The 21,983-nt window shown below is 63.9% G+C and carries 18 protein-coding genes and 1 pseudogene; 11 read left to right on the top strand and 8 right to left on the bottom strand.

Annotated elements, in window-relative coordinates:
- Position 1: 1 nt before the first annotated feature.
- The 3 genes from PV766_RS22135 to PV766_RS22125 all read left to right on the top strand — a co-directional run bounded on the left by PV766_RS22135 (position 2) and on the right by PV766_RS22125 (position 3,683).
- The gene (locus tag PV766_RS22135; protein ID WP_421097901.1) at positions 2-868 is read left to right on the top strand and encodes a GntR family transcriptional regulator; all 867 of its coding nucleotides are present in this window, start codon (positions 2-4) and stop codon (positions 866-868) included.
- Positions 869-917: 49 nt separating this feature from the next.
- Positions 918-1,667 (top strand): maleate cis-trans isomerase family protein, encoded by a 750-nt coding sequence (locus PV766_RS22130; protein ID WP_421097900.1) that lies wholly within the window; start codon positions 918-920, stop codon positions 1,665-1,667.
- A gap of 81 nt (positions 1,668-1,748) precedes the next feature.
- Entirely contained in the window at positions 1,749-3,683 is a 1,935-nt protein-coding gene (locus tag PV766_RS22125) for an FAD-dependent oxidoreductase (protein WP_421097899.1), read from the top strand.
- 13 nt (positions 3,684-3,696) lie between these two features.
- Here the strand turns inward: PV766_RS22125 and PV766_RS22120 are convergent, their stop codons facing one another.
- Positions 3,697-4,512 carry a GntR family transcriptional regulator gene (locus PV766_RS22120; protein WP_421097898.1) on the bottom strand — a complete coding sequence of 272 codons (816 nt, stop codon included), beginning with the start codon at positions 4,510-4,512 and terminating at the stop codon, positions 3,697-3,699.
- Positions 4,513-4,725: 213 nt separating this feature from the next.
- Here PV766_RS22120 and PV766_RS22115 point away from each other — a divergent pair, with 213 nt between their 5' ends.
- The 5 genes from PV766_RS22115 (at position 4,726) to PV766_RS22095 (ending at position 9,605) form a co-directional block, all read left to right on the top strand.
- Positions 4,726-6,168: a purine-cytosine permease family protein gene (locus tag PV766_RS22115; RefSeq protein WP_421097897.1), complete on the top strand. Its 1,443-nt coding sequence runs from the start codon at positions 4,726-4,728 to the stop codon at positions 6,166-6,168.
- A gap of 116 nt (positions 6,169-6,284) precedes the next feature.
- Entirely contained in the window at positions 6,285-7,118 is an 834-nt protein-coding gene (locus PV766_RS22110; protein WP_421097896.1) for a VOC family protein, read from the top strand.
- Between the two features lie 80 nt (positions 7,119-7,198).
- Positions 7,199-7,999, top strand: a complete 801-nt coding sequence (locus tag PV766_RS22105) for an SDR family NAD(P)-dependent oxidoreductase (protein WP_421097895.1) — start codon at positions 7,199-7,201, stop codon at positions 7,997-7,999.
- A complete protein-coding gene (locus PV766_RS22100; RefSeq protein WP_421097894.1) occupies positions 7,996-8,757 on the top strand; it encodes an SDR family NAD(P)-dependent oxidoreductase in 762 nt (253 codons plus the stop codon). The genes PV766_RS22105 and PV766_RS22100 overlap by 4 nt, the downstream gene beginning before the upstream one ends.
- Positions 8,757-9,605, top strand: a complete 849-nt coding sequence (locus PV766_RS22095; protein WP_421097893.1) for an SDR family oxidoreductase — start codon at positions 8,757-8,759, stop codon at positions 9,603-9,605. Before PV766_RS22100 ends, PV766_RS22095 begins: the two co-directional genes overlap by 1 nt.
- 64 nt (positions 9,606-9,669) lie before the next feature.
- Here PV766_RS22095 and PV766_RS22090 read toward each other — a convergent pair whose 3' ends face one another.
- From PV766_RS22090 to PV766_RS22060, 7 genes are all read right to left on the bottom strand, one after another.
- Complete coding sequence (locus PV766_RS22090) at positions 9,670-10,566, bottom strand: alpha/beta fold hydrolase (protein ID WP_421097892.1); 897 nt, start codon at positions 10,564-10,566, stop codon at positions 9,670-9,672.
- A 135-nt stretch (positions 10,567-10,701) separates the two neighbouring features.
- On the bottom strand, positions 10,702-11,589 hold the full coding sequence (locus tag PV766_RS22085; protein ID WP_421097891.1) for an acetamidase/formamidase family protein: 888 nt from the start codon (positions 11,587-11,589) through the stop codon (positions 10,702-10,704).
- Positions 11,590-11,699: 110 nt separating this feature from the next.
- The gene (locus PV766_RS22080) at positions 11,700-12,026 is read right to left on the bottom strand and encodes a hypothetical protein (protein ID WP_421097890.1); all 327 of its coding nucleotides are present in this window, start codon (positions 12,024-12,026) and stop codon (positions 11,700-11,702) included.
- Positions 12,023-12,904: a hypothetical protein gene (locus tag PV766_RS22075; protein WP_421097889.1), complete on the bottom strand. Its 882-nt coding sequence runs from the start codon at positions 12,902-12,904 to the stop codon at positions 12,023-12,025. Before PV766_RS22075 ends, PV766_RS22080 begins: the two co-directional genes overlap by 4 nt.
- Before the next feature lie 84 nt (positions 12,905-12,988).
- The gene (locus PV766_RS22070; protein ID WP_421097888.1) at positions 12,989-14,743 is read right to left on the bottom strand and encodes a hydantoinase B/oxoprolinase family protein; all 1,755 of its coding nucleotides are present in this window, start codon (positions 14,741-14,743) and stop codon (positions 12,989-12,991) included.
- A gap of 23 nt (positions 14,744-14,766) precedes the next feature.
- Positions 14,767-16,851, bottom strand: a complete 2,085-nt coding sequence (locus tag PV766_RS22065; protein ID WP_421097887.1) for a hydantoinase/oxoprolinase family protein — start codon at positions 16,849-16,851, stop codon at positions 14,767-14,769.
- 265 nt (positions 16,852-17,116) lie between these two features.
- Positions 17,117-17,884, bottom strand: coding sequence for an IclR family transcriptional regulator (locus PV766_RS22060; RefSeq protein WP_421097886.1), 768 nt, complete (start codon positions 17,882-17,884; stop codon positions 17,117-17,119).
- A 435-nt stretch (positions 17,885-18,319) separates the two neighbouring features.
- Between PV766_RS22060 and PV766_RS22055 the strand changes: the two genes are divergently transcribed.
- The 3 genes and pseudogenes from PV766_RS22055 to PV766_RS22045 all read left to right on the top strand — a co-directional run bounded on the left by PV766_RS22055 (position 18,320) and on the right by PV766_RS22045 (position 21,505).
- Complete coding sequence (locus PV766_RS22055; protein ID WP_421097885.1) at positions 18,320-18,931, top strand: flavin reductase family protein; 612 nt, start codon at positions 18,320-18,322, stop codon at positions 18,929-18,931.
- Between the two features lie 397 nt (positions 18,932-19,328).
- Positions 19,329-19,817: pseudogene (locus PV766_RS22050) on the top strand (glycosyltransferase); the annotation flags it as partial.
- A gap of 95 nt (positions 19,818-19,912) precedes the next feature.
- A complete protein-coding gene (locus PV766_RS22045) occupies positions 19,913-21,505 on the top strand; it encodes a hypothetical protein (protein ID WP_421097884.1) in 1,593 nt (530 codons plus the stop codon).
- Positions 21,506-21,983: the final 478 nt, after the last annotated feature.

The raw sequence follows: 21,983 nt of genomic DNA, 5'->3' as shown, positions 1-21,983 counted from the left end.
AATGCCAGGTGAGAAGTCGGCAGGTGTGGCCTGGAACCGTGCGGATGGCACGTCCGCTCCACGACGTGGTGACGCCGTGGAGCGGACGTATTACGCACTACGTGAACGGATCCTGTCGGGAATGTACCGACCTGGGGTGAGCCTGTCACAGGTGCATCTCGCTGAAGAGCTCTCGGTGTCGCGGACCCCGCTGCGCGAGGCACTACGGCGGCTCGAGGCGGAGAATCTGGTGGTCAACAAGGCCAACCGCGGGGTGGTGGTGACGCCCATCCGACTCCGTGATGTCGAGGACTCGTATGCGATGCGACTCCTGGTCGAGCCGGCGCTGGTCTCTGCTGTACTGCACGACGTCACCGACACAGATACCGACGCCATGGCGGCAGCACTGGCTGAAATGGACGACTGCCGGATCTCTCCTCGTGAGTTCCAGTTGGCACACTGGCGGTATCACTGCGTCATCCTCGACAGGTGCCCGATAGGAATGCGTGAGCTCATCGAATCGAATCTCACCCTGATCGACAGGCACCAGCGGATGTACTTCGAACGGCCTGCCGCAGTCGGAGACATCACCTCCACCGACACACTGTTCCTCGCGGCGATCCGGAACCGCGACGGACACCGAGCCCGGTCACTGCTCGAGTTCCACCTCCTCGACACAGCGATCGGAATGATCATGGCCCTCGACACCGGTCACGAGTTCGATTCGCTGACGGTCACTTTGAAGGGTTTGGGAATCGCGATCGACGATTTCGACCAGTTGCGTGCAGGCCAACCTACTCGGGTCGATTGGCAGCGCGACACCGGCGTACCGGCCATGACAACGGCGAATCTCATCACGACAACAGGACGTTTGACAGCAGTGTCCTGACCCGCCGTCCGGAACCTCGCAGACACCAATACCGAAAAGAGGCGTACAGATGGCTTCCTCCTACCGCATCGGCATGATCGTGCCGAGCTCGAACACCACAATGGAGACGGAGATCCCAGCGATGCTCCGCGCCAGAGAAGAGATACGACCGGAACAGTTCACCTTCCACTCCTCCCGTATGAGGATGCAACAGGTCACCCCCGAAGAACTCGTAGCCATGGACGCCGACTCGCTGCGCTGTGCGGCCGAACTCGCCGATGCTCGCGTCGACGTCATGGCGTACGCATGTCTGGTGGCCATCATGTCGCAAGGGTTGGGGTACCACACCGAATCCGAACCGAAGCTGGCGGCGGTGGCGCAACGCGAAAGCGGCACCGGCATACCGGTTCTGTCCTCAGCAGGGGCGCTGACCGAGGCTCTCACACATCTCGATGCCAAGAACATCGCGGTGATCACGCCGTATATGAGGCCGTTGACCGCCACCGTCTGCGACTACATCGAAAACGAAGGCTTCAACGTCGTCGATTCGCTGTCGCTCGAGGTCCCCGACAACCTCGCCGTGGGACGATTGGACCCCCAGAACCTGCTCGAGCATGCTCGCCGAGTGAAGACAAGCGGCGCCGACGCGCTCGTTCTCAGCGCGTGTGTCCAGATGCCATCACTACCGGTACTCGACGCGGTCCAGCAGCAGTTCGACATCCCAGTGGTAACCGCCGCAGCCGCGACGACATGGCGCATTCTCAACCGCCTCGGACTCGATCCGGTGGTTCCCCGCGCCGGTGCGCTGCTCGCGCACTGACTGCCGTATCCATATCTCAGCCCTGCCGGCCGTTGATCCGGCCACCGTCGTGCCCCCTACTTTCGAGCCCATGGAGGCGAAGTGAATTTTCCCGCCTTGTTCACACCAGGCCGGATCGGTGCTCTCGAGATTCCCAACCGTGTTGTGAAATCACCGCAGAGCACGGCCACGTCCAATCCCGACGGCACAGTCAGCCGCCGGACAATCGAGCACTACCGACGCCTCGGCGAAGGCGGTATCGGCCTGGTGATGATGGAATACAGCTACGTCGACGACGATGCCAGCAAAGCGATCCACAACCAACTCGGTAACTCCAATCGCGAGCACGTTGCCGGACTGGGTTGGGCTGCAGACGAGGTGCGCGCCACCGGGGCGAAGGTCGGGCTGCAGATCGCGCATGGCGGTCGACAGAAGTTCCTGGGCACCGCGCCGATCAAGTCTGCGACCGAGTCTTCCTGGGCGGACGTGGAGGGGCAATACGGAATCGTTCCCACACCGATGACGATCGACGAGATCGATGGTGTGGTGCGGTCGTTCGGGGAGGCGGCAGCGCGTGCGTGGTCGGCGCGTTTCGATCTTGTCGAGGTACATGCGGGACACGGCTACCTCATCACGAATTTCCTGTCGCCTCATACCAACTGGCGTCAGGACGAATACGGGGGCAGTTTCGAGAACCGCGCGCGGCTGCTGCTACGCATCGTGGACGAGATTCGAGCCTCGGTGCCGGCGGACTTCCCGCTGAGTATTCGGCTCTCGGTGACCGACTACGAAGCGGACGGTATCCCCCTCGACGAGACCGTCGAACTGTGCAGGCAACTCGAGGCACACGGCGTCGATGTGCTCCATTGCTCCGGTGGTCATCACGCAGGGATGGAATGGGAAGTCAGCCCCTGGTATCAGGTGCGCGCTCCGCACTGGTGGGGGTGGGAAGAGATCAAGAGGGCTGTGTCCATTCCGGTGATCGCATCCGGGTCGCTGGTGACGCCCGAGGTCGCCGATGAAATCGTCGCATCCGGTTCCGCGGACTTCGTCTCACTCGGCCGAGCAATGCTCGCCGATCCGGACTGGGCCCGAAAGGCTCGGGAAGGCCGGGTCCTCGAGATCGTTCCGTGTATTCGCTGTAACGACGGATGCCTGCACCGTGGACTCAACCGCGGACGTAGTGTCGGGTGCAGTGTCAATCCGCAGGTGGCGGAGGAAGGCCGATTTCCTGTCCTACCGACTGCACGCCCCAAGCGGGTGGCCGTTGTCGGTGGGGGCCCTGCCGGACTGAAAAGCGCGGCGGTGCTGCACGATCGCGGTCACGCCGTGACGCTGTTCGAGCCCGCACAGCTCGGTGGTCTGCTCGTTCACGCTTCGGGCTTCACCGTGAAGCAGGATCTCGCCGGCTTGGTACGACACCTGAGCAACGAGATCGCTCGACGCGAGATCGAGGTGATCGGCGAACAGGCCGATGCGAACGCCCTCGTGAAACGTGGTTTCGACACCGTGGTCGTCGCGACCGGCGCACCGGTCCGCCGCCCGGACTTTCCGATCGACCCGATGGCTGTCGTGGTGCATGCGGCGGACGTCCGTGCGGATCGCCCGTACACCGGGACGGCCGCGGTGATCGGCGGGGGACTGCAGGGGTGCGAGGCAGCGCTCAGATTGTCCGAGATGGCCGGACTCGAGGTGATCCTGCTCGAGTCCGAGCCGCAGCTGCTCAGTGGTGACGAGGTGTTCACCGATGTGGAACGACTGCCGATGTTCCTGGACGGAGCCGGTGTCGACGTTCGCACCGGTGTCCGGGTGGTCGGCGTGGATCGTGCTGGCGTCCACGTGGCGCGAGGCAGCGAACGCGACGTGCTCCCTGCCGACGCTGTCGTGCTGGCACTCGGTCGGGCGCACCCGGACTCACGCCTTACCGACGACCTCCGGACGGCAGGTGTCGACGTTCGTGTCGTGGGTTCGGCTGTGAAACCCGGACGTGTCTTCGACGAAATCCATTCGGCATTCTTCACGGCCCGGACGGTATGAGTGATCGCAACAGTCAGAAAGGCGGTCGCAAAACGAGGTTCTGCGTCACTCTGTCGGGCACGTCGACCTGCTCTCCCGAGGTCCAGCGGATTTCGGCGGGCCGATCGATGCGGCCATCCGGGTGATGCCGGATTTCTATCTGGCGTCCGTGGAGTGCGACCAGGAGTGAATCGAAGCAGTGGTCGGGATCGGCATCGAGGACAAGGCCCAGGGCGGCATCGATGAGATGGAATTCCATGATGCGACGGACCCGCCCGGAATCCCCGATCTTGATGGCGTTCAGGAGATCACCGTCGACATCGATGAAGTCGTCAGGGGTGCGTTGGTGGGAGAGATAGACGCTCTGATGACGATAGATTCGCATGTGCAGCTGATTGGTCAGTTGCCGGAAGTTCTCCGGATAGCGACGCAGGGCAACCTCATGGAAGCGTTGGTGGGCGTCCTGGAATCGTCGACTATGGGCCCTGTGCCGCTGCATCTCCTCGAGGATGTTCTCCATGTCGGCGATATCGCCGCTGCTCAGTTTCGCGGAGACAGCGGCGATGGTCGGTGGTTCGACCAGTACGCGCAATGCATAGTTCTGTTCGGTTTCGGAGTTGACGATGGGGGCTACATGCATCCCACGGTTCGCATGGCTCACGACCAGCCCGTCGACCTCGAGGCGCTGTAGGGCTTCGCGCAATGGAGTGCGGCTGACCTGGTGTTCGGCGGCGAGTTGTTCCTGTGACATGCGCAGTCCGGGCTGGTAGGTGCCGTCGATGATCCGCTGTTGCAGCACCAGGTACAGATCGTCCACTGTGGTGCCGGATCTGGTCTTGGGCCCGGTCATGGACATCCACCCCTTGTTCGTCCCATCGAGTCGAGCTCGAGTGTATACATTTCGGTTCGACGATACTGCGATCGACGGTGGAGGCAGTGTGTCGGGCCCGCCCGCTCCGAAACGCTGGCATCGAAACAACTTTCCTCAGCGGCCTATTGATCTCTACGTGATCCCGGTTACACTCATTCTGAATCCACTTTTGTATACACTTTGGAGGCGTCTATGCCTGCACTCCCTTCGGCCTCATCCGACCGCGACGGTGGGATCGACCCCGACGAGAACTTCAGTACCACCGCGGTTCCGCTCGCTGTACGACTCGGGCGATGGCAGGTCGCAATGTCATACTGGTCGTTGCTCAGCGCGATGGTCTGGCTGTTCTACGGTGCGCTGGCAGCTTCGCTGTTCGGCACCCGCGACGCAATTGCCGCAATCGTGCTCGCTACTGTCGTCTACGGCGTCGCCAACATTGTGACCACTCGTCTCGGAGTCCGTTCCGGACTCAACACCTACCTGTTGACGACCCCCATGTTCGGTCGATGGGGCGCCACCGTGACCTCACTACTCATCGCTGCGACGACGCTGTATTACGCCCTCTTCGAGAGCAGTACGCTGGCGGTGGCGTTCCAGTCGTACTTCGGAACCGGAGACATCCGCATCTGGTACGCAGTCGTCGTGGTCGCGATGCTCCCCCTGATGCTCGGCAGCGTCCAGTCCTGGATGGCCAAGCTCAATGGATTGCTGCTTCCCTTCTACGGTATCGGCCTGGTCGCGACGCTCGTCGCTGCGTACGTCAAGTTCGGTGGCAGTTCGGCATGGCTCGACTTCTCGGGAGTCGTGCCCACCGACGCCCGGACACTTCCCGGGTGGATTCTCGGATTCGTCCTGTACATGGGCCTTTTCATCACGATGCCAACCACCGTCGATTTCGCGCGGTTCGCTGACCGTCGTGACGAGACGTTCCACGAAAACGTCACGTTCGGATGGGTGTTCTATCTGCTGCTGTTCGTCGTCAACGGTCTTGCCGGAATCTACCTGGTTCAGACAGTGCTGCCGAACGAGCCGGCCTCCGAAACCGGAGTCGTCCAGGCGATCCTCGGTAGCCTCGGTCTTGCTGGCCTGCTGTTCATCGTGGTCTCTCAGACTAGGGTGAACACGCTGAACTACTACCAGTGCACCACGAACTTCGAACGCATCGTCAGCACGTTCACGTCGCTGCGCTTCCCCCGCTTCGTCTGGGTCGGCGGCGTCTCGATCGCGGTCTTCCTGCTGATGCTCACGAATGTATTCAGCTACGTGCAGACAGCACTCACCTGGCAAGGAGTCCTCATCGTCGGTTGGGTCGGAATCGTCTTCACCCATGTCGCACTCAGCCGTGCCAACCGTCGCACTGCACCGTCGGGGACAGAGGCCGCTGACGCGCCCCGCCTCGAGTGGGGACTCGTGGCCTGGTTCGGGCCGTCCGCTGTCGGCATCGTTCTGATCGAGGCACCCGGGATCCCTGCGATCCTGAACCAGTCGGCCCAGCTTGTCGTACTCGCTCTTTCTGTTGTGCTTTACACCGCGGTGTACCTGCTGACCCGGCCCGCGGGCCGGGCCGCCCTCGAATCCGCAGCAACCACCGAAACCGTGCCAGCAGAACCTGATCTCCTCACCACGACAGAGTGATCCAGCAACCACCGGGACCTGTCTTCGGTGCGAGCGACGCTGTTGTTTCACCTCCCGCCTCATCTGAGCGGACGAGCCGACAGCCGCCTGCGCATCGTCGGAGGAAGGAATATCGCATGAAGATCTACGGAATGGGGTGGGTCGGCTCACGAACTTCGAATTTCGAGCCGATGCGCGAGTTCGTCGCGGACAAACTCGGACTGACCGTGACCCTCGAACAGGAGAACGCGATCGTCTTCACGTTCGCCGACGGCACGGCTTTCGAGGTGTTCAAACCGACCGACACCGAGCACTCGTTCTTCGATCATCCGGTACCCGGATTCATCGTCGACGACGTGTACGAGGCGCGAGCCGAGCTCGAAACCCGAGGCGTGCACTTCATCGGCGAGGTCCACCGAGGTGTCGAGGATTCCTGGGGTACGGCATGGTCTCATTTCCGTGCGCCGGACGGCCACGTCTACGCGCTGATCAGTCGGCCTGCGATGCACCCCGTGCCCACCTCGCGCCACTTCGACGAGATGCGAATCTGCCTGAAGGTCAACGATCTCGACGAAGCAGTCCGCGTCTACCGTGATGGCTTGGGAATGCCGCTCGTCGACGAATGGACCCATCCGGGAGGCCAGCGTGGCGTTCTGTTCGGGGTCGCCCCCGCCGCGCTCGAACTGTTCGACGAGGCGCAGTGGGACTTCGTCGACGACTCGGAGACCGGAGTGCGGCTGAACGCCGACCACGCCCTGCGCATGGAGGTCCGCGATCATACAGCGATCGAGGCCCTCGCGCGGCGCCTCGAGGAGACCGGAGCCACCCGCGCGGGCACGATCACCGACACGCCATGGGAGCAGCAGTGCCTCCAGCTCATGATCGCCGAAACCGGGCAGCTGACCCTCTTCACACTGCCCGAGTCCGAGCGAATCGTCCGAGAACAGGCGCGCACGCGGCTCCCTCACTGACATCACCTCACAGAAACACCACCGACTCAGGCCTGGCGAAGTACGCCGAGGCGACGACGACGAATTGGAGCAGACGTCTCATGGGTGCACTGGATGATCAAGTTGTCGTATTCACCGGCGCAGCAGCCGGAATCGGCCGATCCGTGGTGACACGGTTCGTGGCCGAGGGCGCACGCGTCGTTGCCGTTGACGTTTCGGAGAAGGTCGTCGACGTCGCTGCCGAACTCGGCGATGCCGTGGTACCCGTTGTCGCGAACGTGACCACCTGGACGGGCAACACCACCGCCGCGCAGACTGCGCTGGACGCATGGGGCAAAATCGACGTCTTCGTCGGCAACGCCGGTATCACCGACAACGCGCGCGGACTCGGGGACATCACCGGCGAACAGCTACCCGGGGCGTTCGACGAACTCTTCGGTGTCAACGTGCTCGCACCGATGCTCGGCGTGCGGGCCTGTTTCGACGCGCTCGTCGCTTCCCGCGGCAGTGTGATCCTCACCGGGTCGTTCGCGAGCACCAACGCAGCAGGTGGCGGCTCGCTGTACACCGCCTCCAAGCACGCCGTACACGGTCTGATCCGCCAATTCGCGTACGAGTTCGCGCCGGACGTGCGAGTCAACGGTGTCGCGCCCGGAGTCGCCCCGACCCGGTTGCGTGGCACCGAATCACTCGGCCAGGCGATCACCAACTCGATACTCGACGGGACCGATCGGGCGCTGCCCACCCAGGAGGTCGCCCCGGTCTCTGCTTACGATGGCGTATTCACGATGCTGGCATCGCGCACCGAGTCCGCCGCGATGACCGGCACTCTGGTAGCTGTCGACAGCGGCCTGGCCATCCGCGGCATCGCCAAACCGGGCGGACGGGTCGGTGCCCGATGACAGCGACCGATCTGACGGGCAGGGTCGCGGTGGTGACCGGCGCCCGCCGCGGTATCGGGGCCGCGATCGCCGCAGCACTGCTCGATCATGGCGCGACCGTCGTCGTGTGTGCCCGCGATCATAGGCAGGTCGAGGAGAAGGTGAATCAGCTCCGCCAGGCGGCACCGGGCCGGGTCCGTGGATGCGCAAGTGATCTGACAACCGCTCAAGGCAGGACTGCGCTGTGGCGACTGGTCGACACCGTGGACATCCTGGTCAACAACGCCGGCGGATTCACCAGGCCGGTTGATACGCTCAATTCGACTCCGGACGAGTGGAACGACCAACTTGCTGTCAACCTCACGGTGCCATTCCTGTTGTGCCAGTGGGCACTACCAGGAATGATCGAGCGCGGGTGGGGGCGCATCGTCAACATCGGGTCGATCGTCACAACAGCGCCGCAGCGCGACAACGCCATCGGCTACGTGGCCGCCAAATCCGGGCTGGTGGGCTTCACCCGCCAGCTCGCGCTCGAGGTCGCTGCCCACGGCGTCACGGCGAATGTGGTCAATCCCGGAACCATCGGGACCGAGCATCTCGCGGACTATTTTGTCGCGTCCGGAGGCGACGGCGAAGCCGCGATGACGAGTCGCATTCCGATGGGGCGGCTGGGGCGTCCGGACGAGATCGCCGGAGTGATCCCGTATCTCGTTTCCGACGCCGGCGGATTCATCACGGGTTCGGTCATCGACATCAACGGTGGCGCGATTACGGCTTGATGCCCGCGCCCGAAAGAGACAGGAACAATATGGGATCCTTGGAAGGAAAAGTCGCTCTGGTAACCGGGGGAGCGAACGGAATCGGGCGCGCAGTCGTCGAGGGATTCCTCGACGCCGGTGCACGGGTCGCGGTGCTGGACCGGGACGTCGACGCGTCGAAGCGGCTCGAGAGCGACCTCGGGTCGGACACACACGTCACAATCGGCTCGGTCGAGAATCTTGCCGACAACCGCACAGCGGTTGCCGAGGCCGTGGATCACTTCGGGAGGCTCGACATATTCGTCGGGAACGCCGGTGTCGGGGCAGGCAACCTGTCCCTGTCGCAGATCCCACTGGACCGGCTCGAGTCAGCCGTGGACGAGATCTACGCGATCAATGTCAAAGGGTACCTCCTGGGCGCCCGTGCCGCCCTACCCGAGCTCCTGCGCACCGGCGGCAACATGATCTTCTCGTGTTCACTCGCGAGCTACCGCGCTGTCGACGACGGCGCGCTGTACGTGTCCACCAAGCATGCAAATCTGGGTATCGTGCGTGGACTGGCATGGGAGTGCGCGCCACACGTGCGCGTAAACGGTGTCGCGATCGGTGTTGCCCGTACGCGTATGGAGGGTCTGGAACGTCTCGAACAGCAACCCATCGATGCGGTTCTGCCCGGTGCCGAGGAAGTCATTCCTCTCGGCTTCATCCCCGAGCCTTCGGACTACGCCGCTGCGTTCGCGTATCTGGCATCGGACGCCGCCAGAATTGTGACTGGTGAATGTCTCTGGGCGGACAGCGGTTTCGGAATCCGTGGTATCGGAAGCCCGGCTGGAGGGCAGCAGCTGTCGGCCGCGAACCTCGCGGTATGACGCTGACGAAGACTGCGCGGTGCCGACCACCGGCACCGCGCAGTCTCGGTCTGTTACGCCGCCGTCACTCGCGAGGGAAGGCCGGGGAGTCGTTCATGGTGACGTCGTGCCAGGTGAGATACCGGCTGACCACGTCGTTGAATTCGCCGGCGCGTTCTATCTGAGACCAATGGCCGCACCGGCCGAAGATGTACGAGTCGGCGTTCGGGATCGTGTTCAGAAGTTCCCACGTCCGCGAGACCGGAATGACCACATCCTGCACGCCGTGGATCAGCAGTACCGGGATGTTCAATCGGGACAAGGCCTCGAAGTCGAGAGGCAGTGCGTCGCGGTCCCGGTCTCGAGCTGCGACCACCTCGATGAGGCGATCCGACGCGGTGTCGTTCAGGGCGGCTCGGTAACGGAGGCTGACCAGTTCGTCGGTGATCAGGGAGGTATCCACCACGAATTGCTCCAGAGTGCGGCGAATGCCCGCTTCGGACAGTTCGGGCTTGGCATGGCCGGCCAGGGCAGCCGTCTTCTTCGCCCCGCCGGTGCCCATCGAAACGATGCCCAGCAGGCGTTCGGGGAAGTCGATGGCGAACTGCAGCGCCACCCAGCCACCGATGGAGTTACCCACGATCCAGGTCTTGTCGATGCCGAGAGCATCCAGCACGCGCACCGCGTGACGGACCCATTCCCGTATGCCGTATTCGGTGCCCGGCGCTACGACAGTCTGGCCGTAGCCGATGGAGTCGATGGCAATGCAGCGGCCCTGTTCCGCGATCCGTGGCAGATTCAGCCACCAGTTGGCCGCCGCGGTCACCCCCGTTCCGGACCCGTGCAGGAACAGGATCGGAGTTCCCTTCCCTAGTTCGTGGTAGTGGGTGAGCTCACCGTCGCCGGTCTGCAGCCACTTGTCTTCCAAACCGAAGAAGGCGTCGGTCCGGTAGTCGGGGATGTGGAGGGTTGTCACAGACATTCCTTTCACTGAATGAACGGCGATTCCGGCGTAGGGGAGCGGTAGGAATTGATTCCCTGAGGCACCGGCAGACAGTCAGTTCCGCTGCCGGTGCTCCGAGAATGAGTGGATTCCGAGGGCTCTACTGCTGGTCGGTCAGGATTGACGGGTGAGTTTCTCGATGACGGTGTGGACGCCCACGATGTTGTTCACCATCTGGGTCACCCGGACATCCGCGGCGATGGAGCACAGACTGTAGGCCTCGTCGGCGCTGAGGCCCTCGTCCACCAGCCAGTTCACCAAGTCCTCCACCGCGTCATGCGCGGCGGCCTCGAGGGTGCCCCCGAAGCCGGTGGAGATGAAATGATCGGCGGTTTCGACACGGGGAGTCCGCAACCGGGCACCCCGCTCCACGGTGAACCGCAGCCGCACGTGGTCCATGCCGGTCTCGATTGCGGTCTGATTCACCTCGCCGTCGCCCTGGACGGCATGACCGTCGCCGCAGTAGAAGCCGGCGCCGTCGCGGAATACCGGCAACCTGAGACGAGCACCGACGAGCAGCGCGGAGAGGTCCATGTTGCCCCCGAACGGTCCGGGTTCCACGGTGCTCCGCGGGCCGTCCTCGGCGGGGGCAACTCCCATAATGCCCAGGAACGGCTTCAGTGGCACTGTCACGTTCGCGCCGAGGGTCGTGGTCATGGATTCGCGGTCCAGGTCGAAGTGACGGATCATGCCGTCGGGAAAACGGTCGCGCAGCACACCTCGTCCGCGGGGATGGGCCACCACGAGGTTGAACCCGTGGGCGGCCGGGACGAGTTCGAGGACGTCGACTACCAGCACATCGCCGGGGCGGGCTCCGCACACGTGGATGGGTCCGGTGATCGAGTGCGGGCCGAGTGCCTCCGGGAATTCCTCGCGGATGCGCGGGAAGTCCCCGATGACCGTCTCCGGTGTCACCCGGTTGCCCCAATGTCCCCAGGTGGACATGGTGACCTCGTCGCCGGAGTTCACGGTGAGGACCGGCGGCGCGGCCGCGTCGATCACGCCTACCCGGACGGTGTCTGGACCGGCGGGCAGGTGATGGACGCGATGTCCCCCGGTTCCTGTGGGCTCGTCCCGAGACTCGACCGGTGTCTGCAAGACCGAATTCGGTGTCATCGCTGACTCGTTTCAGGGCTGTCCGGTACCGGTTCTCGGCGGATCGATGCCAGCAGGAGTTGGACCGCACTGGTGGCACCCGACTTGTTGTTGGCGAACAGGATCCGGGCGAACTGTGCCCCCAGGTAGGGGTGGAATCCCAGGTCGTAGAGGGTCCGGAAGTCCCGCTGTTCTATGGCTGTTCGTTCTGCCGGTGTCAGGTCGTAGCGGTCGAGGACGCTCGCCTGGTCCTCCTCGAATTCCCGACGCAGGTCAGGGTTCCACTTGAGGTCCTGCACCAGATCGTGGGAGACCAGAGCTCGATTGATGTTCTCCAGACTCATGATTGCTCCTTTTGGTTGCCGGCAGGCGCTGATGTCATGTCCCAGCTGACTGCGCCGATGCCGCAACGCCACTGGTCCCAGGCGGTGTACCCGAGTACGTCGCAGAACCGCTCGCCGATGGCACCCATGACCAGGATCCAGCTGAGCAGTTCCCCGGTGCCGCCGATGCCGGCCTGGTCCAGACGCTCGGGTGTCACTTCGGACAGAATCTTGTCGTGATCGCCGTTGGCGAGCAGTCCGAGGAACCACTTGTCGAATTCCTCATCGATCCAGAAATCCCGTATGCCGCCCGGCTCGTGGCTCATGCCGCCGGTGGCGAACAGTCCCACGCGAAGATCGTCCGGCAGGTCGTGGGCGATGACCTCCGCGAGGTGCTGACCGATCTCGTAGCAGCGGTTCTGGTCCGGGAGGGGTGGAACCGTGACGTTCTGGAGGATGGGGATGATCGGAACGCCGCTGGCTTCGATCTCGGTCTTGACCACAGGAACCGAAATGTTGTCGTCGAAGTTGAGGTTATCGCGGGTCGCAGACGCGCGTACGCCCCGCCGGCTGAGACCGTTGAAGACTTTTTCTGCGATGTCAGGCCGTCCGGGCACTGTGTACTCACCGCACGACAACCAGTCCTTGAAGAATTCGGCTGGGCCGCGATGCTCCGGCGCCATGCCGATCACGAAATCGGGGTACTCCCGAATTCGATTGTTGGCCATGTGGTCGTTCGCCACCATGATGATCACGTCGAGATCGGCCTCACGAATTTGCTTCGCAATGGAACCGTAGGCCGATGACACGACCCGTTGCGACTCTGGCGGGGCCTGGTCGAACATGCCGATCAGTCCTGGAGCGTGGCTGGCGGCCACCGCGAGCGCGGTCGTGGCCATAGTGAAACTCCTTTGTTTCGTGTGGTATTGGTCTGGCTTCGTGTGAACCGGTCGCTCTGCCCAAGTAGGTGTGGTGCGCAGATGTCAACGAGTGGCGGCGCGCAGATCCCGGGTTTCGTCCTGGCAGATTTCCAGCGTGTCCGGATCGATGGCGACTCCGTAGACGATCCGCGCGGCGTCGACGGAGACCACGCCGTCCCGGACGTCGCGCAGCACCAGTTCGGCGTCGCGAAGATGCGGGTCGCCGAATCCGCCGCCGCCGCTGGAGATGACTTCCACGACATCGCCCTCGTTGAGCGTGTAGAAGGAATTGGTGTCGATCTCGACGGGATCGGCGTCACCGTGGGCCAGGGTCAGGCGCTGGACGATGCCGGGCAGGCCGCCGAGCAGGCCCACGGGTGCGGTTGCCGGCAGGAATCCGCTGCCATAGGTTGCGCACGCGATGTCGTCGGCCTGCACCCTCCACCGGTAACGCACACCCAGCCCACCACGCCACTGGCCGCCGCCGGCGCTGTCCGGAAGGTACTCGAGTTCCTCCAGCACGTACGGAGTATCCAGTTCATGGAGTTCGGGGTCCGGGGTGCGCAGTCCGCCCAGAGTGTTCGCGGGCGAGAGGTGGTCCCAGCCGTCGAATCCTTCGGTGGCGCCGCTGCCGCCCTTGCCCAGGAAGTGTAGATCGCCGAACGGGCGCCCGGTGCGGGGATTGACCCCCATGGTGGCGGGGGTGCACCAGCGTGCCCAGCCGGCGTGGGCCAGGCTCGGCATGGCCTGGGACAGCGCCGTCCAGACCGCTCCTGCGATCGCTTCGCAGGTAGGGACGGTGCAGGCTGCCACAGGTGCCGGGTCGCTGGGATTGACGATGGAGCCCGCGGGGGCGACGACCTCGATAGGGTCGATTGCGCCGCTGTTATAGCGAATGTCCGGGTCGATGGATCCGAACAGGGCGAGATGGGCCGAGGCCACCGTATTTGCGATCGGGCTGTTGATGAATCCCTGGGCCTGCGGGTCGCTGTCGCCGAAGTCGAAGGTGAGTTTGTCACCGTCGACCTTGATGGTCACGGCAATCCGATAGGGTCGGCTCTTGTCGAGACCGTCGTTGTCCACCAGACTCTCGGCGCTGTACTCCCCATCGGGGATCTGGGCGATCTGCGCGCGGACCTGGCGTGCACTGGCTCGCATCAGCTCATCGGTGGCGTCGCTGAGCGTCTCGGCACCGTACTTGTCCAGGAGTGCGTGCAACCGACGCTCGCCGATAGCGGTGGCGCCGATCTGGCAGTTCAGGACGCTCTCTACGAGCGAGCGCATGCGCACGTTGGCGAGAATGAGCTCCCAGGCGTCTTTACGGAGCGTGCCCCGGTCGATGATGCGGACCGGTGGGATTCGGATTCCCTCGTCCAGGACGTCGCGGGCTGCGGGATTGAAGCCGACTACGCCTCCGCCACCGACGTCGGCGTTGTGTCCCTTGGTCATTGCCCAGAAGACCAGCGTGCCGTCCCAGAAGATGGGCCGGGTGATGGTGATGTCAGGCAGATGGGAGCCGCCGTTGAACGGGTCGTTGTGGATGAAGACGTCGCCGTCGTGCACATCGTCGCCGAAGAAGTCCACGATGGCGCGTTGCGCGTAGGGGGTGGCTCCGCCGATGACGGGAATGTAGTGGGTCTGCGCCAGCAGCCGGCAGTCCGCGCTGAATATGGAGGTGGCGAAATCTCGAGCTTCCACGAAGATCGGTGAACGCGACGTGCGCAACATGGTCTGACCGATCTCACGGGTGATGCCGTCCAGGGCATTGCCGATCACCGCTACGAGGATGGGGTCGGACGTGGTTCGTGCGTGTGTCATCTGCTGTGTTCCTTTCGGTCCGGTCAGTTGGCCGGTTCGATGACGTAAGTTCCCTGAGCATCGACCGTCAGGGCGTAGCCCTCGATGAGGACCACGGTGGTCGTGGGCTGTTCGACGATTGCGGGACCCACGATGCGGTTGTCACGCCGCAGGGCGAGACCGTCGTAGACGTCCGCCTGAATGCGTGCGCCCGAGAAGATCGCTTCGCGGGTGCCCTTGTGCGCGGTGGACGGGTCCGGACCGGCCGAGGGGTCTTCGGTGAGTGCAGGCTTGCTAGTGCGGCCGAACGCGGTGAGGCGCACGTTGATCAGCTCCGTGGCCTCTCCGGGCATCGAGTAGCCGTTGAGACTCTCGTGTTTGTCCTCGAAGTCGGCGATGAGCTGCTTGAGTGCCGACGGCGTGAGGTCGCCGTCGAACTCCAGAGGAACTTCGATCTCGTCGAACTGTCCGACGTAGCGTAGATCGGCGGTGAAGATTAGCTCGATCGCCTTCGAGGCCACGTTCTCCGACCGCAGCGTGGTGATGGCTTCGTTCCGCATTTCCCGGTACAACTCGCTGACCTTGTCCAGGTCCAATGAGGGCATCTCGGACACGAAGGTGCGGGCGTACATGTGTTTGAGGTCGGTCAACAGGGTACCGACGGCGCAGAACACGGAAGACTCTCGGGGAACGATGATTTTGCTGATACCAAGTTCTTGGGCGATTGGCACGGCATGGATCGGCCCGGCGCCACCGGCCACAACCAAGGTGAACTCGCGGGGGTCGAAACCACGCTTGACGGACACCGCATTGACGGCCTCGGCCATAGTGGCATTGACCACTCGGTAGATCCCTTCGACAGCCTCCGTCACGGACAGACCCAGGGGCCCGGCGACCTTCTCCTCGACGGCCTTGCGGGCGGCCTCCACGTCCAGGGTGAAGGCGCCGTCTCCGAACAGGTCCGGGTTCAGGTAGCCCATGAGCAGGTCGGCGTCGGTGGTGGTGGGGTTCTCACCACCACGGCCGTAGCACGCCGGTCCGGGGGTGGCAGTGGCGCTCTGCGGACCGACGCGAAGGATACCGCCGGAGTCGACCCACACCAGCGAGCCGCCGCCGGCACCCACGGTGTGGATATCGAGCATCGGCAGGGCCACACGATATCCCCCGATCTCGCTGTCGCTGGTGAGCAGGGGCTCCCCGCCGTGCACAAGGGCAACATCGAAGCTGGTACCGCCCATGTCCACGGTGATGACGTCCTGCGAGCCGTGGCGGCGTGCGTACTGCAGGGCTGCTTCCGGTGCAGCCGCCGGACCGGACATCAGGGCGTTGACGGCCATCTCACTGGCGATCTCGGGCGACATCACACCACCGTTGGATTGGACGATGAGCAGGGTTCCGTCGAAACCGCGGTCGGCCAGCTGACGCTTGATGTTGGCCAGGTAGTTCTGCAGCTTGGGGCCCACGAACGCATTGAGCACCGTGGTGCTGTGTCGCTCATAGGCGCGGATCTGCGGCAGTACTTCGTGGGACATCGTCACGAAGACACCGGGGAGCTCGTCCCGCAGGATTGCTGCGGTGCGCTGTTCGTGGGATGGATTCAGGAAGGACCACAGATAGGAGATGGCCACGGCCTCGACACCCTGCTCCCGGAACAGCTGTGCCGCGGCTCTGACGTCGTCCTCATGCAGTTCCACGATCTCGTTGCCCATCACGTCGATGCGTTCGCGCACGGTGGCAACGAGGTCGCGAGGCACCAGCGCAGCCGGCGGCGCGTACTTGGAGTCGTTCTGACGGTCCCGGATGCCGCGGCGCATGTTCAGCAGGTCCCGGAATCCCCGTGTGGTGACGAAGCCGGTCTTCGCGCCCTGGCGGGTCAGGACAGCGTTGGTCGCGATCGTCGTGCCGTGCACAATCGTGGACACTCCGCCGAGAAATTCCTCCAGCGATTCACCGACGGCGTCCGCAGCTTTGGTCAGTCCGTTCAGTAAGCCCTCGGATGGGTCGTGGGGTGTGGTGGGCGACTTGTAGATTCGCCCGGAACCGTCTCCTTCCACCACGAAGAGATCGGTGAAAGTCCCCCCGATATCGATTCCGACTCGGCGGTCGGCCTTGTTTCGTGCATTCATCATTGAGACATCTCCGTGCAGTGATTCATGGTGGATTCGGGCAATGTCGGGAGCCATCGGGACGCGACGGGCCCCAGAGAATTCAGAGGGGAAGCAGTCGAAACCGATGTGGACTCCTCGACCGGGAGTGGCTTTCGTCCTTCCGTGTCCAAAAAGTAGCCCGGCTCACAGAAGACCGCAACGGCGCTGTTCGCCTGAGCCGAACGCGGACGTTTGCGCTGGTCAGAACAGGTGGATGCTGCCCGCAGCGGACGGTCCGGGAGCGGACCTATCGCATGCCGCCATCGACGGGGGCCGGACCTTTCGGATGTGACAGTCGCTCTGCGGCGTCGACGACCGCCTGGGCATAGATCTCGCCGTGCGTGGCCAGCCGGTACTCGAGGAAGCTCATGCTCAAGGACCAGACCACGTCACCGTCCTCGTTGCTGACCGGAGCTGCGACAGAGCACATGCCCTCGATGGTCTCCTCGACGTCGAGGGCGTATCCGCGCCCACGAATCGTGGCCAGTTCGGCCTCCAGTGCGGCCAGAGACCCGATCGAACGATCCGTGAGACGTGTCAGTTCGACACCGTCGTACATATCCCGCACCTCGGCAGGCGGAAGGTTGGCAAGAAGCACCTTTCCGGCAGCGGTGCAGTGTGCGGCGACCCGCTCGCCCACTCGCGTCAGATTCACCTGCACGCCGGTGCGGGGCGAGATCTTCTCCAGGTAGACCACCTCGTTGCGATAGCGCGAGGTCAATTGAACGGTCTCGGAGTGTTTCTCGACCAGTCTGCTCATCTCCACCCGTGCAGGACCGGAGATCTCCGAGGTCATACGCGCCCGGAGTCCCAATTGGAAGGCTCTCCACCCGAGCCGATAGCGGCCACGCGCCGAGCGGCGAAGCAGGCCCAGGCCGGTCATGGCCTGCATGTACTCCCAAGTCGTTGTCTTCGGCAGGTTCAGTTCGCGGCAAACATCGCTGACCGTCCATTCGGGAACGTCGGAAGAAAAGAGGGCCAGAACCCGTGTGGCCCGCTCGAGGCCTTCGATCACGAGGCAGCCTTGACGAACATGCATCACAGAATACGCGAGGATCCGTGATCCACAGCTGCCGAGCAGCACCGACCGCAGACGTCTCGACGGAGTTCCCATCGGGGTGTCGGCATCGGTTGTTCTCCACTTCTCGGCCGCGCTTGACCTCGGCCCGATTCCGACTACACTCAGTTTGAATCCAGTTTTGTATGCAGTTTGGAGCCTTCTTTGGTGTTGCATGCCCTGTGGCCACGTCTGCGAAGCGAGACGCAGAAAGCGCTGCTGTGCAGGGAATCTCAAGTAGTTCAGGTCGGGCGGACCGCCATTTGTCGTGACCCCTATCGATGAACTCGCCGTCTTCATCCGACTCTGTCGGCAGTAGCTCGTTCATCGAGTGCAGCACCGAGTTACGTGACGGGTCCGCCGACCGACCCTGCAAGCGAAAGTGGATATCACATGCACGACCTCGGCAGTCTCTGTGACGAACGTACGTATTTCGATCCTTCGTCGATGCGTGCTTCGAGTTTCTACCGGTTGCTGACCGCCTCGGTCGTGCCCCGGCCGATCGCGTGGGTCTCCTCCCGATCCAGGGGTGGGGTGCTCAATCTCGCGCCCTACAGTTTCTTCACTGTTGCGTCGACAAAGCCGCCCATCCTTCAGTTCACGTCCATGGGGCACAAGGACAGTTGGCGCAACATCACCGAGACCGGCGAATTCGTCGTCAACATCGGGACCGAGTCGTTGATCGACGAGATGAACGACACCTCTGCCGAATTCGATTCGGCGGTGGACGAGTTCGAGACGGTGGGACTGACACCTCAGGCGAGCGCCGTGGTATCGGTGCCTCGGGTTGCCGAAGCGCCGATCGCGTTCGAGTGTAAAAAGCATCTGGTACTGGACGTGGGCAACTGCTCGCTGATCTTGGGCCGCGTGGTGCACGTGTCGATACGGAACGAGGTTCTCGCCGACGACGGACTGCCTGACTTCGCGAGACTGGCGGCGCCCTCCCGCCTCGGCCGAACAGAGTGGGGCTTGACTCCCGCCACTACTGTGCGCGCTCGACCGTAGAAGTAAGCAGAGCCAATGTGAAGCGCGCAGAGCCAATAGCCGATTACTGGGCTTGCGAACTCTCTGTCGGGGCTACTCGTGTCCGCGTCAGTAATTGCACAGGTTAGTCACTGATCTGTTGCTGTGGTGGTGGGGTTGATCTTGGCTAGGTAGTCGCGAGAAACCTGCGGATCTCGTTGGCGGTCTTGGTCCAGCGGAACGGATGCGGATTGTCGTTCCACTCGTCGATCCATCCGGCGATCTCCTTTGAGGGCATCGGCCGAGGTATGAAGACCGCCGCGGAGGGGCTTGTCGGTGAGCAGGCCCAACCAGCGCTGGCACTCGACGGAGAAGTTGTAAACCCCACCTCGCCAAGCACGCTCGCCGAGTGACGGGACACGGAACAGAATTCATTGGTATCCGACGAGCAGCATGTCATGACCTGCACCATCATGCCGCTTGCGCTTGGGGACTCGAAGCACAGGTGCGGCATCTCGCGCACGCGCTCGGCAAGGACGGGCACGAGGTGACGCTCTGCGCCGCTCCGGGATCGGACCCCACACTGCCGGCCGAGTTCCTCGAGGTGCCCTCGTTCGAGGTCAGCGAACTTGCCCGCAGCGACATGTCGATGCCGCCGGCGGACGGTTTCTTCGGCGACCACCACGCCTACCTGTCGTTGATGCTCGATCTCGCAGGACCGTTGGCCGACGCTTTCGAGGTCGTGCACAACCACAGCCTGCACTACCTGCCGATCGCGATGGCCCGCACGTTGCGCAACCCGCTGCTGTGCACCCCGCACACGCTTCCGACGCCCTGGCTTGAGTCGGCGATGGCCGCGCCGAGCGGATGCCCCGGGACGTTCGTCGCGGTTAGCCGGCCCACCGCGGCGGCATGGGAGCATGCCACGCCCGGGTGTGTCGGCAGCGCTCGTGCAGAATGCACGACTTGGTCGACCGCATCGCCGATTGTGCGCGGCGGTAGCGTGTCGGGCACGCTGGCAGGGTGACAGAGACTGACCAGGGGTGGCGTCCGCAGACGCGGCTGCCGGTGTTGGTGACCGCTGTGTCGATCGAAGACGGGGAGACACCGCCCCCGGAAATCGGTGCCGTCGCGGTGTTTCCGTTGTTGTTCGAGGAGATGCCTGCCGATCCGGCGGATCCGTCGATCGTCACGCTTGGTGCTGTGGCCGAGCCCCTGCACTCGGGAAAGCCCGCGTTGCAGCGGCCCGGGGGCGGACGGCAGTGGTGGGACTGGACCGTGCTGCTGCGCGGTGTGGGGTGGACGGCCACCTGGTATACCCGTCGTCCGGTGCTCGGTCAGGTCGAGGTCACCGGCCGGCTGATCGGTGATTTGTCCTATGCCACTACCGGGCGGATCCGCGGCCGGGTCAGGCGTATTCGCGTCGCATCCGATCGGTACCGGCGCGAGGTCGATCTGCCGCACTCGCCGTTCAGGCCGGTGTCCGGCACCCGTCGCTATCGGCAGGTCACCACGTCCCCGCGATCGTTCGCCCATGTTGCCCGGCCCACCGGCCCCGACCCGCTGGTCGAACGCATTCACGAGGTGGGCGTGTTGGTGGATCTCGACTTGACCGATGTGCCATCACCGCCGTTGCAGCCGAGCGTGATCCCCGCCGCGATATCCGCGCACGACTGCGACCTGTGGATCGCCGACCGTGAGCTGCCCCTGGTGGTGCATCTCGACGCCGGCCGGCGCGTGCGCGAGTACATCGTGCCCGGGCAGATCTTCGATGCTCCGCCGGCTGATCGCACCCGTTCGGTGTGGGCGCACGCCGACGGCTGCTGGGTGGGCGGCTGGGACGGAATCTTCCACTGCCCCCGGGGTGGCACCGTCGAGGCGATTACTGACACACCGATTCGAGACGGCGCAACCCATGCCCAGACCTTGCTCGCCGTGGCAGTCCCGGACCGCGGCACAGCCGAGCTGATCTTCGCCCGCCCGGGACAGGACCTGCTGAGGCACCCGGCCGAGCCGTGGGGCGACCTCGAATCGATGACGACCTGCGAGGACGGGTTTGTCCTGCTGTTTCGCCGGCGTGACCCGTCCACGGGCGCGCTCGGAGCGGCGCGCCTGGTCCGGGTCGATCTGCACGGCGCCGTAACCGTCGGTCCGCCGCTGGAGACCGCGGTGATGTCCTATCGGCCGTTTCTGATCGGCCTTCCACCGACGATCGTCGACGGCACCGCTGCATACCGGATACTCGACGATCTCACTCTCGCCCAGCCGAACTCGCTGCCTGATCATGTCCTCGGCGGCGGACAGATCGATGACCTGCTCTGGATCGTCGGCCATCCCCCGGACGGTTCCGGCCATGGGCGGTGGTGGCCACTGCCGGGACCGGCCGTGTATCCCGCCGATCACCACCAATACTGGCTGTTCACCCGCCTCGATCCGGTCACCTGGGAGCCGATCTCAAGCACTCCGATCCGCAGTCCTCGCCCGGATGTCACCGTCGACGGAGCCGGCACTGTGTGGGTCACTGCTGCGGGGGTGCACGCCTTGCCGCGCCAGCACATGAACCCACCGGAACTGCTCGATGTCGCCGAACTCCTCGACCGCTCCCGCCTCCGGTAGCCGAACACCCACGCGGCGCAGGTCCGTGTACGCACGCAGCCCGATCACCGGTCCGGCGGCGTCCGCCCAGCTCCATTCTCCGTGCTGCGCAAGGCAGGCCAGTGGTTCGACGGGGCGGCGCTTCTACATAGACCGTGGCATGTTCACAGCACGCGGGAAAACGCAGGTCGGGCGCGCACAGCCCTCGCAGCATCCAGTTAACCTGTCGGGTCCATCTCGCTAATCTTCGCTGCATCCCGACAACAAAAACGGTTAATCGTGCGTATCGGACTCAGGTGGCGTGGTCACCCACGGTTTCTGCGGGGTCGGAGTCGTAAATTGCCGTTTACGCACCGTCAGCCTCGAATCCCGAGGTGAGCGCGTTTTCTGGGCCGGGACGGTGCCGGAGACCGGCCGATCGCGGTCAAGTCCCGTGAGGTGGTGTGCGAGATCGTCGCGTGATTCCTCGTGTCGGGTTATGCGGTCAACGCCGGTGCCA

Origin of the sequence: Rhodococcus sp. As11 (assembly GCF_048957735.1) — a bacterium.
Lineage (GTDB): Bacteria > Actinomycetota > Actinomycetes > Mycobacteriales > Mycobacteriaceae > Rhodococcus > Rhodococcus gordoniae.
The sequence above is the reverse complement of the archived record's forward strand: the minus strand, read 5'-3'. Positions and strand labels throughout refer to the sequence as shown.

What these genes read in the sequence shown, in the direction of transcription:
- PV766_RS22135 (WP_421097901.1), top strand. Translation starts at nt 2, where the DNA reads ATGCCAGGTGAGAAGTCGGCAGGTGTGGCCTGGAACCGTGCGGATGGC.
- PV766_RS22130 (WP_421097900.1), top strand. Translation starts at nt 918, where the DNA reads ATGGCTTCCTCCTACCGCATCGGCATGATCGTGCCGAGCTCGAACACC.
- PV766_RS22120 (WP_421097898.1), bottom strand. Translation starts at nt 4,512, where the DNA reads ATGACCGGGCCCAAGACCAGATCCGGCACCACAGTGGACGATCTGTAC.
- PV766_RS22115 (WP_421097897.1), top strand. Translation starts at nt 4,726, where the DNA reads ATGCCTGCACTCCCTTCGGCCTCATCCGACCGCGACGGTGGGATCGAC.
- PV766_RS22110 (WP_421097896.1), top strand. Translation starts at nt 6,285, where the DNA reads ATGAAGATCTACGGAATGGGGTGGGTCGGCTCACGAACTTCGAATTTC.
- PV766_RS22105 (WP_421097895.1), top strand. Translation starts at nt 7,199, where the DNA reads ATGGGTGCACTGGATGATCAAGTTGTCGTATTCACCGGCGCAGCAGCC.
- PV766_RS22100 (WP_421097894.1), top strand. Translation starts at nt 7,996, where the DNA reads ATGACAGCGACCGATCTGACGGGCAGGGTCGCGGTGGTGACCGGCGCC.
- PV766_RS22095 (WP_421097893.1), top strand. Translation starts at nt 8,757, where the DNA reads ATGCCCGCGCCCGAAAGAGACAGGAACAATATGGGATCCTTGGAAGGA.
- PV766_RS22090 (WP_421097892.1), bottom strand. Translation starts at nt 10,566, where the DNA reads ATGTCTGTGACAACCCTCCACATCCCCGACTACCGGACCGACGCCTTC.
- PV766_RS22080 (WP_421097890.1), bottom strand. Translation starts at nt 12,026, where the DNA reads ATGAGTCTGGAGAACATCAATCGAGCTCTGGTCTCCCACGATCTGGTG.
- PV766_RS22075 (WP_421097889.1), bottom strand. Translation starts at nt 12,904, where the DNA reads ATGGCCACGACCGCGCTCGCGGTGGCCGCCAGCCACGCTCCAGGACTG.
- PV766_RS22070 (WP_421097888.1), bottom strand. Translation starts at nt 14,743, where the DNA reads ATGACACACGCACGAACCACGTCCGACCCCATCCTCGTAGCGGTGATC.
- PV766_RS22065 (WP_421097887.1), bottom strand. Translation starts at nt 16,851, where the DNA reads ATGATGAATGCACGAAACAAGGCCGACCGCCGAGTCGGAATCGATATC.
- PV766_RS22055 (WP_421097885.1), top strand. Translation starts at nt 18,320, where the DNA reads ATGCACGACCTCGGCAGTCTCTGTGACGAACGTACGTATTTCGATCCT.